This is a genomic window from Sporosarcina sp. FSL K6-6792 (assembly GCF_038004885.1).
Taxonomy (GTDB): domain Bacteria; phylum Bacillota; class Bacilli; order Bacillales_A; family Planococcaceae; genus Sporosarcina; species Sporosarcina psychrophila.
The window spans coordinates 3709081-3726270 of record NZ_JBBOSA010000001.1; the positions used below are offsets into that span (position 1 = coordinate 3709081).

The window sequence follows — 17190 nt, forward strand, 5'->3', positions numbered from 1 at the left end:
AGCCTCAAATACAAAGGAGAATGATTATGATTACAAAATTACCTCAATCCATTGAAACTTACTTCCAGGCAGCAAATAGTCATGACAATAGTCTACTGGCAGACTGTTTTACTGAGGATGCTGTTGTACACGACGAAGGGAAAGATTACCACGGTCTTGCAGCAATCAAGAAATGGAACGAAGCATCCAGTAAAGAATATGACTTTACTCTAGAATTAATCTCAGCAGTTGAAGAAGGTGGACAGACCATTGTTACTACCCAAGCTTCCGGCAACTTTCCAGGGAGTCCTACAGCTATTAGATTTCATTTCACAATCAAAGATCAAAAAATTACATCGCTAAGCTGTGGATAAACTGCGTCCAGCTTGATGAAAAAATGCGGTAATACTGAAAGTTTCAGGTGTCTGCTAATCTAATCTCTATTGTTTTTTTGTACAGGCACCCACACAAATATGGGGAAACCTTACACTATTTTGAGGATCAAAAAAGCCTAATTTCTCGATGTTAAATGAGAAATTAGGCTTTTAAAAAATGGGGATATCTTCATTTTTATACGATATTTCTTGAGGTAGTGAATTAATTGAACACCATACCACCATCTGATAAGATGTTTTGCCCAGTGATGTAATCAGCGTTTGATGAAGCCAAGAAGGATACAAGATTAGCTACATCTTCAGGAGTTTGTGAACGACCAAGTGCAATTCCTTCAGTGAATTTCGCAAACGCTTCTCCTTTTTTCGTCCCCATGTGTTCCATCATTTTTTCATCTAGTCTATCCCACATACCTGTCCCAACAATCCCAGGGCAATAAGAATTGACGGTGATTTTATCTTTCGCAAGTTCTTTTGCAGCAACTTGTGTCAACCCTTTAACCGCAAATTTACTTGCCGAATAAACACCTAACATTTCGAATCCTTCTTGACCAGCAATCGAACAAGCGTTAATGATTTTACCGCCAGTCCCTTGTTTCTTCATCTGATTTGCTGCCGCTTTAATGCCATAAATCGTTCCTTTAACGTTAACGTCAAACGTAAAATCAACCGCTTTCGGATCAACATGTGTAAGCGGTGCAACTTGTCCTTCTACACCTGCATTGTTAATAAATACATCAACACTGCCGAACGTATTAACCGCATGTTGAACAAGTGCTTCTTGATCGTCGGGATTGGCTACGTTACCAACGAACGATGTAACTTCAAATCCATTATTTTTAAATTCTTTTTCGGTTTCAGTTAGAATTTGTTCGTTAACATCGCTTAACACAATTGAAAATTCTTCATTCGCTAAACGTTCAGCTAACGCTTTCCCGATACCTTGACCTGAACCTGTAATGACTGCTACTTTTTTCTTGCCCATTATGAATTCCTCCCTATTTTTTTCACGAACCTTCAAAACGCTACATTCAATTGCATTCCCCAAAAACTAAAACCTCAAACGATATGGAATATAGTGTTTTTCACAATAGAGGATTCTTTAGTTAGTAGGAATTGAATTTATGAAATCTAATATATAAGGTATGGACTAGGTATTTACTTCAACATGATTCAGAGCATTGAAAGGGGGAATTGTCCCTTTAGATTTTGATGTTTGTTATAATGACGAATATGTAGCTTAAATTATGTACTAAATAGGGGAGCGGAATATGGAAAATAACGTTTTTGAACAGATGGCAAAAAGATACGACACAGAGGAAAGAATTGAATTAGCTAAAATACTAGTTAAGGAAGTAAGACCAGAATTACGAAATAGTAAATCGAAATCTTTAATAGACTATGGAAGTGGTACTGGTCTAGTTAGTTTAGAACTATCAGATTTAGTAGATTCTATTTTGCTGGTAGATTCATCAAAACAAATGTTGGAGGTTGCGAAAGCTAAAATTTCTCACAAAGGAATCCTCAACTCAAAAGTACTTTATTCAGATTTCACGCAAGAAACTACTGAACTTAAGGCAGACATCGTTTTAATGTCACTAGTCCTTCTTCATATTCCGGATACTAAAAAAATTCTACAAGGATTGTTCAATATTTTAAATGATGATGGCAAGCTAATTATTATTGATTTTGACAAAAACGATGAAATATATCATCCGAAAGTTCATAACGGTTTTTCGCATGAAGAATTGAAAAATAGATTATCCGAAGTTGGATTTAAATCAATTGAAATTAAGACATTTCATCATGGAAATCGTATTTTTATGAATCAAGATGCCTCAATGTTTATATCCAGCAGTATAAAGTGATTTCTTGTTTTTTCTTGAAACACAGGCACAAAATTTCCATAAAGTAAAAGAGGGATGCAACCATATCTACAAATGGTTGCATCCCTCTTTTTTTTATTCGGAGCCTTGAGTTGACGGAATGCAGTCATGCGTCAGTTACCCTTCAACTTGGCCATCAACAAATCATGGAAAGCGTCCAACCAACAGGCGAGTCTCCAACGAAACAATCAGATTAACAAGTTATTCAATAAAATTGTTGTTGTTTTTCTTCTGAATATGTTCTACAATACAGAAGCAGTTGATAATGATAATCGTTATCAGTTAAGCAGGTGATTGTAACGGAGGTGAAATATTGAAGAAAAAGGATCTAAGCAAGCTAGGGATGGGCAAAAGTTATTATCTATTTATTTTTCTTCTCGTAGGCATCATTTTGCTATCGGCTGTCTTTTCAGTATCAATTGGACAAGTTAATATTCCTTTCACGCAGGCTATGGACATATTATTGCATGCATTAACAAATGGAAGGCTTGGATCACTCGATCATGTCCAAAGCGAATCCTATTTAAATATTATTTTACAGGTGAGGATGCCACGTGTTATTTTCGCACTGCTTATCGGCATAGGGCTTGCTTTATGTGGGACGGTTATGCAAGCAGTCGTGCAAAATCCACTTGCTGACCCATACATACTTGGTATTTCATCGGGCGCATCATTAGGTGCAACTTTTGCCATTCTCGTTGGATTTGGCAGTAGTGCATTTTTGTCTCAGTTTGGCGTGGCATTTGGAGCCTTTGTTGGTGCGATGATAACGTCAATGGCAGTACTTATTTTATCGAGCATCGGCGGTAAAGCAACATCGGTAAAACTCGTTTTATCAGGAGTTGTAATCGGTGCATTGTGTAGCTCCTTTGCTAGCTTAATTATCTATTTTGCCAATAATGCAGAAGGGATTAAGACCGTTACTTTTTGGTCAATGGGAAGTCTAGCTTCAGCAAGTTGGGATAAAACACCGATTTTAGCCATAGTTGTTCTGCTTGGATCAGCGCTATTTCTTTTCCAACATCGCGTGTTAAACACGATGCTGCTAGGTGACGAATCAGCTATTACACTAGGCATTAACTTAAGTGCATTCCGAAAACTTTATATGATCATCACTGCTCTTGTTACGGGAACAATGGTTGCCTATTCAGGAATGATTGGCTTTGTTGGGTTAATTATTCCGCATATCACTAGGGGGATTTTCGGAGCAGATCATAAGCGTTTAATGCTTGGAACACTGCTTTTAGGAGGACTTTTCATGATTTGGGCCGATATTTTGTCAAGAACGTTAATACATAATGTTGAATTGCCCATCGGAATCATTACCTCTGTTATTGGATCTCCATTATTTATCTACATGATTGTAAAAAGAGGCTACAACTTTGGAGGGTAGAAAATGGAATTAATTGCAAAGGGAATAGATATTACTATCGGGAAAAAAGAGATTGTGAAAAACATTTCGATCCTTGTGAAAAAACAACAATTTGTAGGGCTGATTGGACCAAATGGTTGCGGAAAATCAACGCTGTTAAAGGCTATCTATAAGAGCCTTGTTCCTCAAAAAGGAATGGTTTTTTTAGACGATGTGGATGTACTGAAAAGTTCAGAGAAAAAAATTTCACAGCGATTAGGTGTGGTGGGGCAATTTAATGAAATGAGTTTTGATTTGTCTGTACAGCAAATGGTGATGTTAGGCAGAACGCCACATAAAAGAATGTTGGAGTCAGACAAACAAGAAGACTATGTGATTGTGGAGGAAGCTTTGAAAACCACAAATTTACTCGATTACAAACAGCGTGGTTTCTTATCGTTGTCTGGTGGAGAAAAGCAAAGGGTTATTTTAGCGAGAACCATTGCGCAACAGCCAAAAATCATGGTGTTAGATGAACCGACAAACCACTTAGATATACGCTATCAGCTTGAAATTTTATCATGTGTTAAAAATTTGAACATAGGTGTATTAGCAGCTCTCCATGATTTAGAAATGGCAGCACATTACTGCGACTACCTGTATGCCATAAAAGATGGGGAAATCTATGCACATGGAACACCAGAAGAGGTTTTAACGCCAACTACAGTTGAAGCATTATATCAAATTAAATGTCAAACATATACCAATCCCGTTACAAATGGATTAGGTTTTGCATATGGCATATAGGAGGAGCACCATGAAAAGAAAATTATTGCTTGGTATCGGTTTAGCTGCACTTCTAACATTAACGGCTTGTGGAGATTCGAGTAAGGATACTTCAAAGGAAGCCGAAGCGAAAGGGCATTACCCGTTAACGATTCAAAACTATACGAAAGCGGAAGGCGGAACAACTTGGGATAAGAAAGACCAAGTATTTGATGCAGCACCTGAAAGAATCATGGCTAATACGCGTCCAGCAGCAGAATTATTATTGCATTTAGGCTTAGGCGATAAAATCGTTGGGGTAGGGGCAAACTTCGGAGCTCCTGACAAATCAGTAGAGGAAGAATACTCGAAATTAACTATTCTAAGTGATGAATATGTCGGCAAAGAGGTGACATTAGGAACCAATCCAGATTTAGTTTTTGGTCGAGGCGGCTTATTTGATAATGCGGATTGGGGTGTAGGTACAGTAGATACACTCAATGATATGGATATTAAAACGTACGTAATAGAGTCATCTGTTACAGGCGGAACGTATGATTCTATTTATAAAGATATTGAAAACATCGGTAACATTTTTAGTGTCCAAGACAAAGCGGATAGCTTTATAAAAGAGCTTAAAGACAAACAAACATCGATTACATCAAAATTAGAAAGCATTCAAGACCATAAAACATTTGCTTATTTGCATACAAATGACCCAAATGAGATTTATGTCTATCCAGCAGGCGATGAAACATTCTTCAACGATGCCTTTAATATGGTCAAGCTAGATAACATATTCAAGAAGGAGACTGCTGATGTAAGTATTGAAACGCTTATTGAGGCTGATCCAGATGTATTAATCTTACCGGAATGGGATGACGCAGACCTTGAAAAAGTGAAAGAAGGGATCTATGCAAATCCGAAATTATCAAGTATGAAGGCCATCAAAAATAAGCAGATTTATGTAGTGGATTACAATTATATGTTTGGCTATGGTTATAACACGATCGATGGAATGGAACTATTAGCAAAAGAAATTTATCCAGACTTGTTTAAATAACATATGAGAGCTGCCAGTTTTGAAAATACTTCAGACTTATTTTTAAAACTGGTGTCTTAATTCAGGTACAAAACTACTCTACTAATTTACTTCAATTGCATAGTAATAGAAGGAAGACCAAACAAGTTACGACTGTTTGGTTTTTTTGTATGGATAATCAGACTTTTGAATTGTTTGCCGTTGTTTGACCACATGTACTGATTTTAATTTGAAAACGCGCCATACACTGGTGCAACAGTATGGAAGAGGTTTTACATCTTTTCAATCGGGTATGCTTTCCATAGGTTATCTATTTGCTATACTTGCAATGATCCGTGATGGAGAAAAGATTCTTCAAAAAATGGGTGCAGCATCGGGTATATATAATGGCAAGTTTCCTCGGTTCTGCTTTCTGGGTTGCTATTTCTACGACTGTCTATGATATGATCGCAACCAATAGTGGTGTAAGTGCAAAGGCAACTGGAGGTAGTATTGCCAATTTGAAATTCGCAGTTATCGAATGAGTATCAATTATCTTCATAGTTCCAAATAATGCTGACAAAAGTGACGTTAAATAAGGGGTGTTTGAGGTATGAAAGAAAAATTAATGGACATGTTGGATGAACGTAAAGATGAAATGATTCTAATTCGTCGTTTTTTACATGAACATCCCGAATTATCATTTAAAGAAGAAAAAACGGCTCACTATATTACTGACTTTTACAAAGGAAAAGACGTCGATGTACAAACGAATGTCGGGAATGGTTACGGAATTATTGTAACAATAGTAGGAGGGAAACCTGGAAAAACAATTGGATTGCGTGCAGACTTTGATGCGCTTCCAATTGTAGAAGAAACACCCGTACCTTTCAAATCGAAAAATGAGGGTGTTATGCATGCATGTGGACATGATGGTCATACAGCATATATGTTAATTCTTGCAGATTGTTTAATTCAACTGAAATCAGAACTATCCGGAACCATTAAAATCATTCATCAGCATGCTGAAGAGGCTCCACCAGGTGGGGCAAAAAGTATTGTAGAATCTGGACTGTTGGATGATTTGGATGAAGTGTATGGAATTCACTTGCTGCCAATTGCTCCCGTTGGAATGGTTGGTTACAATAAAGGATATGCTTTCAATGGACGGGCCTACATGAAATTAAAAATACAAGGCAGAGGTGGGCATGGTTCTTCTCCTCACTTAGCAAATGATGCCATTGTCGCGGGTGCTCATTTTGTAACCGCAGTTCAAACGATTATAAGCCGTCGATTAAGTCCATTTGACATTGGCGTAATTACAATTGGTTCATTTGATGGAGCTGGTACATTTAATGTGATTAAAGATAGTGTAGAGCTTGAAGGTGATATCCGTTATATGACTGTTGAAACGAAAGAAACGATTGAACGAGAATTAAAACGTCTTGTCAAAGGACTTGAAACAGAGTTCGATGTAGGTTGTGAACTTACGTATACACCAGATTATCCACCCTTATACAATAATCCAGAACTTACAGAAAAAGTGGCCGAAGCACTTAAAAATGCAAATGTGAAAGAAATTACAGAGGTGAAAGAACTGCCACCAATGGCGCCTTCGGAAGATTTTGCTCACTATGCAGAAAAATTCCCTGCTTGTTTCTTTTATATTGCGTGTACACCAAAAGGCGTTGAAACCCCATATTTCAACCACCATCCAAAGTTTGATATCGACGAAGATGCACTCCTAGTTGCAGCAAAAGCCGTTGGACAAGTTGTTTGTAGTATGCAGGAATAAAATAGTAGAGTCGTTCAATGTATACTTATTGAACGACTTCTTTGTGATTTGTCCAATGAATGGGGGGGGGTCCAACCAACATCGGGTAGTCTGCAGCCAATCCGGGAATGCGTCCAACCAATGAGGGGCTCTGCAACGAAACCATCGAAGCGTCGAATTTCAGGTACACTGTGCGCGAAAAAACTCGGAATATACACTACAATTTTATAATCTTAAATGTTGCCTCGGCCACCGCATTATCATACGGATTCTCTTTATGGCTGAGTGAGCTTTTAATTTTGTATCCACTTAATAATTCATCGATACCAACGTTTTTAAATTCAGAACCGCGATCTGTATGAAATAAGTTCACATTTCCCAATGGATATTTAACAGAATCGAAGGCACGCTGAACTAAAACAGCGTCTTTTTGTGCTCCGACGCTCCACCCGACTATTTCACGATTGTATAGATTGATTAAGAAACAAACGTAACTCCAGCGGTATCCTACTTTTACGTATGTTAAGTCGCTTACTAACACGGACATCTCTGTGTCCACTTCAAATTCTTGATTTAATACGTTTCGAACGGATTCTTCATTTGGTCTTGTTGCCATTGGTTTATAGGAAGGTTTGGCGTATTTTGATTGAAGTCCAAGTTCGCTCATCAATCTTCCAATTCGGCGTCTCGAAATTATAACCACAAATAACAGTAGAGTTGTAATTAACTCAGATAACCTGTTAGAAGTTTACAAAGTGGACAACAAATAATTTTTTTTAGGTATTGTACTTAAACTCCCATGAGTGCTACTCGTGTAGAGTGCGACAGTCTGTGATGCACCGTAGTTGTTGGAGTCAGACTAACGGATGGGCTCTATGGCACCATAGTTCATCGACCTTCTTCGCCAGCCGTTCTAATCTACACCCATTCCGCACACATTTTCATCCTCTGTGGTGTAGTGCTGTTTTTGTGCTACATGTATGGCTAACGGGTGGTTTAGTGTAACAACAGTACTGCATTTCATAAAAGTTATTTTACAAATTATGTGAAATTAAGTAAAGAACTTTTTATCTTATTAATAAATATATGACGACGTATTCATTGGTTTTTGAGGTGGGTTCAGTAAAGAACTTTTTTGTTAAACAACACAAATCCAACAATTGAACCAGTATGATATGACAGAGCTTGCTAATGAATCCTTACAAATGGCGAGTGCTTATGAAGTAGCTTAATCTGTTACGACTCGTTGTGAGTTTCATTGTAATAAAAACTTAAGAAGATTAAACATGAAAAGCGGAGGTGAAAGAACTAGATCTTCTTGGTGACTATCTTGATCAAATGAATAAATAATCAACTTCTTTTAGGTTGTCCTTACTCCATATTCATTGGAGTGTGACGGCTATTTTACTGAAAATTAGAAGCTGTTTTTTGAATTTCAGGTACCGAATAGCCTTGCGTGAGAGTGAATAAAAGTAATTTGAAACTACATATGAATACTAATAATGATGATTATACAAAAAATGCTACTTCTTTAGAATAGAGATTGACAACCAAATCAGTTATCTACACTACAAATGAAGGTGCATTTCATATTTTTTAGCTGAAAAAACTTACATAAATTTACTGATCCAGGATGGTAGTGGACACTGCGCAGTAATTTTCACTTCCATCATTAAGATAACCCAACTTCATATTCGCATGGAATTAATACCTAGCACTAAAAATGGGTGAATGTTATAATACTTCTAATAATTAACAAGAGTGGGGGTGAATTAATTGAGGAAGATATTCCTTTTATGTGTGACTTGCTTTAGTTTATTCCTAATCGTACCTACTATTGTTCATGGTGAAAATCCGAATGCTTCCATTAGTGAGGATGTTGGAAAATCACGAATCACTTTGTTTGGCAACGTAAAGAAGGTAGATAATGTATTGAAAGATAAAACGGAGTCTATTGATACAGTTCTTCAAGAAACAGTGAATGGTATGCAAAAAACAGAAATAAATTCTGTTACTTCTGGAATTAAGAATACAGGGGATTTACTAAGTAAGACAGTTACCGATACTGTGGAGAAAACAACCTCTGAAGTGACAAATGTGGTCAATGACACAGTGAATTCGGTCGTATATGGATTACCAACCGTTCCTGTCGTCCCCCCGGTCGTTAAGGATATAAATGAAACAGTTAAGAAAACAACTTCTTCTGTTCAAACGATTGTAGAAACCACAGGGGAATTTGTTAATGAAACTCTGAAATCTACAATCGATGCATCAGAAGACGAGGTTATTGAACCTGTTGAAACAGTGGATACCGTTCCTAAAGTTATAGAACTTCCTGTTGAAATCTTTGAGGAAGATAAAAAAATCAGTAGTGGGAATGTAAATATCTTCACTAAACTAAAAGAGTGTAGTCGTGATGTCAGGCCAGTGCCGAAACGGGACCCTATTACGCCTTTAGCGCCTGAAATTAAGACAGATGTATTAAGTAAACAAGTTGGTACTAGTGAGCTAGAGAAACATAGTGATATCGGCTTGGATAATGAGAGTGAAAGTAGTATGAATGACGAGGTTAACCTAAAAGTAGATTCTATTTTAGTAGAAACTTCTGTAAATCGGCAATCGATTGATAAGAAATTAAAAGTGCTTGAACAGGCGAATGGTTTGATTGAACCAATTATTAATTCTAAAACTGTCGAGTTAGAAAAGAAAGATGTTGATAATCCTAATCATTCAACTAAATCAAGCCAGGAAGAGGGGAGCCTACCGCCACCTATCATTATGGGAGCACCTTCGCCTACAGCCTCCTTAACTTTAGAAATGGGCGGACAAACCGATTTAAGTTTTTTGGGAATCGTTGATGTGTTCATGCTAAAATCTTCAGGCGGCGGAAAGTGGATACATTTGAATGAGGTTGCAATTACTAAATGGGCACATGCTCCTCCCGGGAAACCGCCACAACAATCTCCTTTTTTGAATGTGTGATAAACATTATAAAAGGGGATGAAAACAAATGAATAACATCGTGGAAATTAGGGATTTATCGGAGAGATTAAAAATTAAAGAAATGATACAAAGTACAGACCAACATGATGTTGTTGGACAACTTGCGGCAAGTATTGCCCATGAAATACGAAATTCATTAACAACTATTAAAGGGTACACGCAATTAGGAAAGCAGGAGGCACCAACTAAAAATTTTGATGTAGTTATGTTGGAAATTGAAAAGATAGAAGAAATAATAAATGATTTGTTACTTTTAGCTAAACCGCAAATTTCCACTTTTGAAGAATTGGATATACAAAAGGTTCTCGATAATTATATGGAAATGTAGTCACCCATGCATAAAGTGAAAGGCAACCGTAATAATATTTGGTTGCCTTTTTTTTGAGTTTTTTTACTATAGAATTGTCATAAATCAACCATGAACTTTTGCTATTAACTTTAGGTATGCTGTGCATGATACTATTTCGGTCAATTTAACCATTCTTAATTTATAAACACTGACATCATTGTAGGCTTTTTTTCATACTATATTTTGGGGTGAAAAAATGCCAAGAGTGAAATACCGAGATTCAGACATCGACTTACTGGCAAGGATGATGAGAGCGGAAGCTGAAGGTGAAGGTAAACAAGGAATGCTGTACGTTGGCAATGTAATTGTTAATCGTCTCGTGGCAGATTGCTTGGACTTTACAGATTTAAGATCAATTGATAATGTCATTTTTCATGTGCAAGGAGGAAATTATTCTTTTGAGGCTGTTCAAAAAGGTAATTTATTTTATGAAAGAGCAAGACCTGTTGAAAAGAGATTAGCAAAACAGACTTTGGATTACTGGAGAGACCATCCAGGGAAATATGCCCTTTGGTATTTTAATCCGTCTGGTGCATGCCCTTCAACATGGTACGGTCAACCTTTTACTGGTCAGTTTAAAGAACATTGTTTTTATGAACCAGTAGCTGGAACATGTGAAAGTGTTTATATCGGTTAGGTTGACTAATGAAGATTATTAATTCTGGAGTTTAATTGTAGTTGTGCTTTTTGGAAATACAAATACAACACTATTAGTCGCTTCTTAATTCGGGGTGTGGATTGTAGAACGCTTGGCGCTTCGGCGACCCCTTTGCCGCGTGTGCGCTAGGGTGTTCAGTATCGAGAGAAATGTGAGTTTGAGATGTATATGGCGAGATTATAAGGTGATTACTCTTGATACTACTTATATTCAAGAAAGATGTACTCCAGGTTGCAGATTTCATCACAGATAATGAAATGCTCTTTCTCACATAGACCATCTAGTGAAGGCGCGACTTCGTGGTAGCCGGAGCGATAAGACTGAAAGCGATCTTCTTTCTGGCTTATCGCAGGAGGCATCCACAAAGCGCCGAAGCGGTATTAGTGGGAATTCTAAACCGTTCCAAGTACGAGGGCTTTTTCAGTGGCCTTCCAAAAGCCCTCGTAATGAGTATACGCCGTATTCATTTATTCAACATATATAGCCAACAAAACACGTTCCATTCAGTTATTGAATGAAGCGTGTTATTTTTATTGTCTAATTACGGAAGAGGAAAATCAGAACTGTTTTTCAAAATAATAACCCGTAGAAACAAGATGACTATCTACTCGAAAATCAATGACAATGTTGCTGTTAAAACGTTGTGAAAATTCGCCGAGTTAAAATTTCGTATTCTTAAGTCGTTGAACAAAAGCAGTTTTGAAAACGGAAATAGGAAAAGGAAAGTATTGAACACTGGATAGTAAGAATCATACTTGGCGGTGAAAGCGCTTATTTCAGTGATGTATATACAACCGGTTTGGTATAAACGTTTTTTGTTGCTTGAAGAAAGACAATCATCGAAACATCCATGTGACATCTTAATGAGCTAATCGAATAAATGGTTCCTTATGGATTCCTGCATAGTGCTCATGCGCTTAGACGGTAAATGAAAGTTTATGGGATAATGATGATGTATGCAAAGGTAAACTAGTAGAGTGGAAGTTCCGAAAAAAGGTATTGCTAATCGATTATTGACTGATAGTCTTTTTAAAATGAATTACTTACACAGCGGAGATAAGGGGGAGCTGGGTTTTGAAAACAACATATGATCATGCATTATCTTTTGTGTCATGCAAGAAACATACAGTTAAAATTGGATTTGCATTAAAGAAGATTACTGTACAAACGAATGGATTATTTTATATTACTCGCGGTAGGGCGGTAGTCAGCATTAACGGGGTAAAACATCATATTGAACCAGGTACTAGCATTTTTCTGGATTCTAACGCAGCAATAGAAATTGGCGCTACGATAATGAACGAAATCCACTTTTATTATTTGAAGTATAGGAATATACCTGCATCTAACCTAGATGAAAGCAGCTCATTTAACATGATAAGCATACAAATTATCGCGCAAGCAAGAGTGATATCTTTGTTAGAAAAAATGAGTGAAAAAGTGAGTGATGACCCATACATATCATGGTTAAGGAAACAGGCATTGCTTTACGAATTGCTGTATGTGATTTCTAAAAACAAAGCAATACAAGAAAAGAATAAAAATTCCCCAATTAAGCTCACAATTGATTATATGATTAAGCATTCTGAAGAACAGTTAACGATAAGTGATCTTGCTCGTTTAGCATTTATGACACAGAGTTCCTTTTGCCGTGCTTTTAAACGTGAAACTGGATTAACGCCAAGTGGATACTTACGCAACTTACGAGTAGCACAAGCAAAAGATATGCTAAAAACATCCAGTTATTCGATTAAAGATGTTGCACGCACTGTTGGAATTGCAGACGAGTTATATTTTAGTCGTTTATTTAAAAATTCGGAAGGTATATCACCTACTATTTACCGCAAGAAGTATGAACCGAGAATTGCCATTTTTAGTGATCTTTTTCTACAAGATCACTTACTTGCTCTTGGGATTAAACCTGTAGCAGCTCCTTGTTTTCCAACAGAATGTCCAACTGAAACTGGATTTCCCAAATACTTAGAGAATCAATTGCAGGGGACCAAAAGATTAAATGCTGAGATTCCATTAGATTTACAAGATGGATTGACTATGGAACCTCATTTTCTTCTGAAACTAAATGATAGGAATAACAACGATAATAATAATGAAGTTCTTATTCATACAGATACGAAAATTATCCATTTTGATAGATTTCTTAACTGGAAAGATTATCAAAGGTTTATTGCGAAAGTAGTGGGGAGAGAAGAACTAGCGGAAAATGTTATAAATGATATTGGTAAAGTGGAGCAGATGGCCAAAGATAAATTAAAGAAAATTACGAGAAATGGTAAATGGACAATTATGCGCATCTTGAAGGATCGTATACTGATCCATGGTGTGACGGGCCATCCCATAAGTGATTTAATTTATGAAGGTTTGGGATTCCAATGTGATGACAGGTTAAACTATTCGAGTTGTAGAAATTATTCAGTAGATGAAATGGTTGAGCTTAATCCCGAAAGAATAATTATTCTTTGGAGTGAGCAAGAGTCACTAAATGATTTATTTGAAAATCCATTATGGCTGGAATTACAAGCCGTTAAGAAAAACCATATTTACATACCAGAGAGTTTTGCTTGGGATCCGTGGGGGCCATCTGGTAGGAGATATATTATAAATGAATGTGTGAAGTATTTTCAGGAGCGTTACTTGTGAGGACAAACTTGTCCATATCCATAAGGCAAAATTGTCTATAGATAAGTAAAGGGCAAATTGATAGCATTATAAATGAGATTGATTATCATTATCAATCCTATTTCTAGGGAGGTTATCAGTTTGTTAAAAGAAATAAAGAGTAAATTTGAAAAGAGGATTTTTATATTCTCGATTTTAGCCATAATCATGCTCGTACTTAGTGGCTGTGGAGATAAGGAGAATAATACGGATACTTCAGCGGTAAGTGCTGATGTAGAAACTGTTGAAGCTGAAGAAGTTGAAGAAGTTCGAGAAATTCAGCATGCAATGGGTATTACAGAAGTAAAGGGGACACCGCAACGTGTTGTAATCTTAACGAATGAAGGAACAGAAGCATTACTAGCATTAGGAATTAAACCAGTTGGTGCTGTGAGGTCATGGACTGGAGAACCTTGGTATGATCATATTAAAGACGAGATGACTGGTGTCCAGGAGCTTGGTTTTGAAAACGAGCCTAATTTTGAAGCTATTCTTGAATTAGACCCAGACTTAATTATTGGCAATAAAGTAAGGCATGAAGAAGCATACGAACAATTAAGCAAAATTGCACCAACTGTGTTTTCTGAAGATTTATCAGGGCAGTGGAAGATCAACTTTGAATTGTATGCAGACACATTAAATAAAAAAGCTGAAGGTGAGCTGGTCATGAAAGCATTCGATGATCGTGTTGCTGAGGCAAAAGAAACATTAGGTGATAAGGAAGAAATTAAAGTATCCGTCGTAAGATTCTCTGCTAAAGATGTCCGCATATACCAGAAGGACACATTTAGTGGGGTACTACTTGAACAAATGGGTGTGGGTCGCCCAGAATCTCAGGATGTAGATAATTTTATGGAAACTGTTTCCGAAGAGGCAATGGAAACGATGGATGGAGATATACTGTTTTACTGGGTTACGGAAGCAGATGTATATGAAAAGGCTAACCAATGGTTGGAAAATCCAGTATTTAAAAGCTTAAATGTCTCAAAAACAAATCAAGTATTTGAAGTAAATGAAACAATTTGGAACACAGCAGGTGGTATTAAAGCAGCAAACTTATTACTAGATGACGTAGTCGAGCGATTAAAATAATAATAATCCAGGATAGAAGTTTATTCAAAAGGCCCTTACACTAAGGCTAATTGTTTCAACTTCTATTTTATTAATTTCAGGTACCTATTCACTACACTACAATTATATAAAAATAGAAGGAAGATCAGACAATTCGGCGAATGTCTGGTCTTTTTATGTTAAATAAAATGTGTAAACTATTTGTTTTGTCGTCAAGCACAGTTTTCCTACGCTAATCTATTCATTCTTAGCGAAAATCTCTCCAGCGATACCCATTGCCTGAACGGCTTTAGGGAAACCGACATATCCGGCACACTGGATGATGATTTCGATAATTTCATCTTTTGTGAGGCCGACGTTTAAGGCTGCCTGCAGGTGAACTTTAAATTGTTCAAAAGCTCCCTGTGTGATGAGGGAAGTGAGTGTTATGAATTCCCGTTCTTTAAGGGTAAGACCTTCTCTAGTGTAAAGATCACCAAAGCCGAAGGATACAATCATCTCCCAAAAGTCAGGTGAGATTTTTTTTATGCCTTCCATGCCCGTCCGTACTTCTTGCGAGAATAATTCCTCCATTGCATGTAAACCGTACTCATACCGCTTGTTATTTTCCATATTATTGCCTCCCCATTGTTGGTGGAATTTCATTTTCAAGAACTAATGCTTCAATTACAATCGGTTTGTTGGTTTCTTTAATCATATGTAACGCTTCTTTTATAGCATCGGTTAAATCATAAGGGGTATGACATGTAGTTGCTGTTAATCCCATTGATTCGGCAAATTTAGCTACGTCGAGTGGAGTTTCATAAATACCACCGATGGACGTGCCAATCATTTTTTGCATTCCTTTTTCCACCATGTCTAATCGTCCATTATTCAAAACGATGAACAGGACAGGGGAGTTATAATTGTACGCTGTCGAAAGTTCCGTACCATGCATGAACATACATCCATCACCAACTAAACAAATAATTGTTTTTTCGGGGGCTGCTAGTTTTGCACCTATGGAATAGCCGATTCCGTTACCCATCGCACCGAATATATCATCAAAGAAGAAAGTCCCTGGTTTGTAAATATCAAAGTATTTAATGCCGTAGAATGAATGGCTTCCATCATCTCCAAAAATAATCGCGTCATCTGGAAGTGTATTTCGCATCGCCCGTAATACTTGGACTGCAGACATTCGCTCTCCTGGCTGATTATCCTGAAGTGGACTCACTTCGATTGCTGATAAAAATGCTTCGCTGTTTGTTTCCGGTATATCCTTTAAAATCGCTGTTAGATTAGATTTTATGTCGCCAAGCACAGGAGTAGTTGGTACTTGAATTGATTTCCCGATAAAGGTTGGGTCATAATCAAAGTGGATGATATGCTCCGGATACATCGCTTCGGATAAGCCAGCGATCGACATGTCACTTAATCTTGATCCGATGATAATAAGTAGGTCAACCTGCTCATTAAAGTATTCTGCTGCTTCCACGGTACCGCCCAAACCGAATGCTCCTAAAGAGAGATTATGATTGGATGGAAATGTACCTTTTCCACCTGGTGTGGTAATGACAGGAATGTTCCAATGCTCAGCAAGATGCTGCACTTCTTCGTAGGCTTTGCTGGAATGAACGCCTTTTCCCAGAAATAGGAGGGGACGCTTGGCCGCATTCAGTGTTTCGATTACATCATCGGTTTTGAGTGAAATCATTGCATTGGAAACTGGAAATTCCAATTGGAATGGTTCGATCTCTTGCAATAAAATATCAAACGGAATGGACAGGTGCACAGGTCCTTTTACATCTGATAATGCTTTTTCAAGGGCATGCTGCAGGAACGGCTGTAGCATATCACCGCGTTCTACCCGTGCACTGAACTTGGTGACAGATTTGAACATATCCACAAGATCAGTACCGAATATGCTGGAGTCTTGTCCCATTGCTTTTCCAGTATCTTTCAGTGAAGGGTGCCCTGTGATAATTAATAGAGGGAGATTGGAGGCTTTCGCCTGACCAGCAGCTGTTAGTAGGTTGGTCCCACCAGGTCCAGACGTACCAACTGCAACCCCGATCTTCTGATTCATTAAGGCATAGCCGGAAGCTTCGAACCCAGCAGCTGCTTCGTGTTTACTTAATACAAATTCCAGATCATGTGCTAATATCTCGAATAATATGGGGGAAATTGCCTTTCCCGGAATGCCGAAAATGTGATTAATACCCCAATATTTGAAATTTGCTACTAATACGGATGCAGTCGTTGTCATGCTGTTTGCTCCCCCTA

At 37.5% G+C, this 17190-nt stretch carries 16 protein-coding genes; 12 read left to right on the forward strand and 4 right to left on the reverse strand.

What is annotated here, in order from left to right:
- Positions 1-26 precede the first annotated feature (26 nt).
- Entirely contained in the window at positions 27-353 is a 327-nt protein-coding gene (locus MKZ26_RS18090) for a nuclear transport factor 2 family protein (RefSeq protein ID WP_340767038.1), read from the forward strand.
- A 223-nt stretch (positions 354-576) separates the two neighbouring features.
- Here the strand turns inward: MKZ26_RS18090 and MKZ26_RS18095 are convergent, their stop codons facing one another.
- On the reverse strand, positions 577-1356 hold the full coding sequence (locus MKZ26_RS18095; protein WP_340767039.1) for an acetoin reductase: 780 nt from the start codon (positions 1354-1356) through the stop codon (positions 577-579).
- Between the two features lie 286 nt (positions 1357-1642).
- Here MKZ26_RS18095 and MKZ26_RS18100 point away from each other — a divergent pair, with 286 nt between their 5' ends.
- From MKZ26_RS18100 to MKZ26_RS18125, 6 genes are all read left to right on the forward strand, one after another.
- Positions 1643-2239, forward strand: a complete 597-nt coding sequence (locus MKZ26_RS18100; protein ID WP_340767040.1) for a class I SAM-dependent DNA methyltransferase — start codon at positions 1643-1645, stop codon at positions 2237-2239.
- Between the two features lie 361 nt (positions 2240-2600).
- On the forward strand, positions 2601-3650 hold the full coding sequence (locus MKZ26_RS18105; protein ID WP_445683465.1) for a FecCD family ABC transporter permease: 1050 nt from the start codon (positions 2601-2603) through the stop codon (positions 3648-3650).
- A gap of 3 nt (positions 3651-3653) precedes the next feature.
- Positions 3654-4415, forward strand: a complete 762-nt coding sequence (locus MKZ26_RS18110) for an ABC transporter ATP-binding protein (protein WP_067212740.1) — start codon at positions 3654-3656, stop codon at positions 4413-4415.
- Between the two features lie 10 nt (positions 4416-4425).
- The gene (locus MKZ26_RS18115) at positions 4426-5436 is read left to right on the forward strand and encodes an ABC transporter substrate-binding protein (RefSeq protein ID WP_340767042.1); all 1011 of its coding nucleotides are present in this window, start codon (positions 4426-4428) and stop codon (positions 5434-5436) included.
- A gap of 365 nt (positions 5437-5801) precedes the next feature.
- Entirely contained in the window at positions 5802-5939 is a 138-nt protein-coding gene (locus MKZ26_RS18120) for a hypothetical protein (protein WP_340767043.1), read from the forward strand.
- 68 nt (positions 5940-6007) lie between these two features.
- Positions 6008-7189: an amidohydrolase gene (locus tag MKZ26_RS18125; RefSeq protein WP_340767044.1), complete on the forward strand. Its 1182-nt coding sequence runs from the start codon at positions 6008-6010 to the stop codon at positions 7187-7189.
- 196 nt (positions 7190-7385) lie between these two features.
- Here the strand turns inward: MKZ26_RS18125 and MKZ26_RS18130 are convergent, their stop codons facing one another.
- Positions 7386-7835, reverse strand: a complete 450-nt coding sequence (locus MKZ26_RS18130) for a DDE-type integrase/transposase/recombinase (protein ID WP_340767045.1) — start codon at positions 7833-7835, stop codon at positions 7386-7388.
- Between the two features lie 1109 nt (positions 7836-8944).
- Between MKZ26_RS18130 and MKZ26_RS18135 the strand changes: the two genes are divergently transcribed.
- From MKZ26_RS18135 to MKZ26_RS18155, 5 genes are all read left to right on the forward strand, one after another.
- Entirely contained in the window at positions 8945-10150 is a 1206-nt protein-coding gene (locus MKZ26_RS18135; RefSeq protein ID WP_340767046.1) for a hypothetical protein, read from the forward strand.
- A gap of 28 nt (positions 10151-10178) precedes the next feature.
- Entirely contained in the window at positions 10179-10499 is a 321-nt protein-coding gene (locus MKZ26_RS18140) for a histidine kinase dimerization/phospho-acceptor domain-containing protein (RefSeq protein WP_340767047.1), read from the forward strand.
- 217 nt (positions 10500-10716) lie between these two features.
- A complete protein-coding gene (locus tag MKZ26_RS18145) occupies positions 10717-11157 on the forward strand; it encodes a cell wall hydrolase (protein WP_340767048.1) in 441 nt (146 codons plus the stop codon).
- A 1095-nt stretch (positions 11158-12252) separates the two neighbouring features.
- Positions 12253-13836, forward strand: coding sequence for a helix-turn-helix domain-containing protein (locus MKZ26_RS18150; protein ID WP_340767049.1), 1584 nt, complete (start codon positions 12253-12255; stop codon positions 13834-13836).
- A gap of 186 nt (positions 13837-14022) precedes the next feature.
- Positions 14023-14946: an ABC transporter substrate-binding protein gene (locus MKZ26_RS18155; RefSeq protein ID WP_445683466.1), complete on the forward strand. Its 924-nt coding sequence runs from the start codon at positions 14023-14025 to the stop codon at positions 14944-14946.
- Between the two features lie 216 nt (positions 14947-15162).
- Here the strand turns inward: MKZ26_RS18155 and MKZ26_RS18160 are convergent, their stop codons facing one another.
- Both MKZ26_RS18160 and MKZ26_RS18165 read right to left on the reverse strand, forming a co-directional pair.
- A complete protein-coding gene (locus MKZ26_RS18160; RefSeq protein WP_340767051.1) occupies positions 15163-15537 on the reverse strand; it encodes a carboxymuconolactone decarboxylase family protein in 375 nt (124 codons plus the stop codon).
- A gap of 1 nt (position 15538) precedes the next feature.
- Complete coding sequence (locus tag MKZ26_RS18165; RefSeq protein ID WP_340767052.1) at positions 15539-17173, reverse strand: thiamine pyrophosphate-binding protein; 1635 nt, start codon at positions 17171-17173, stop codon at positions 15539-15541.
- Positions 17174-17190 lie beyond the last annotated feature (17 nt).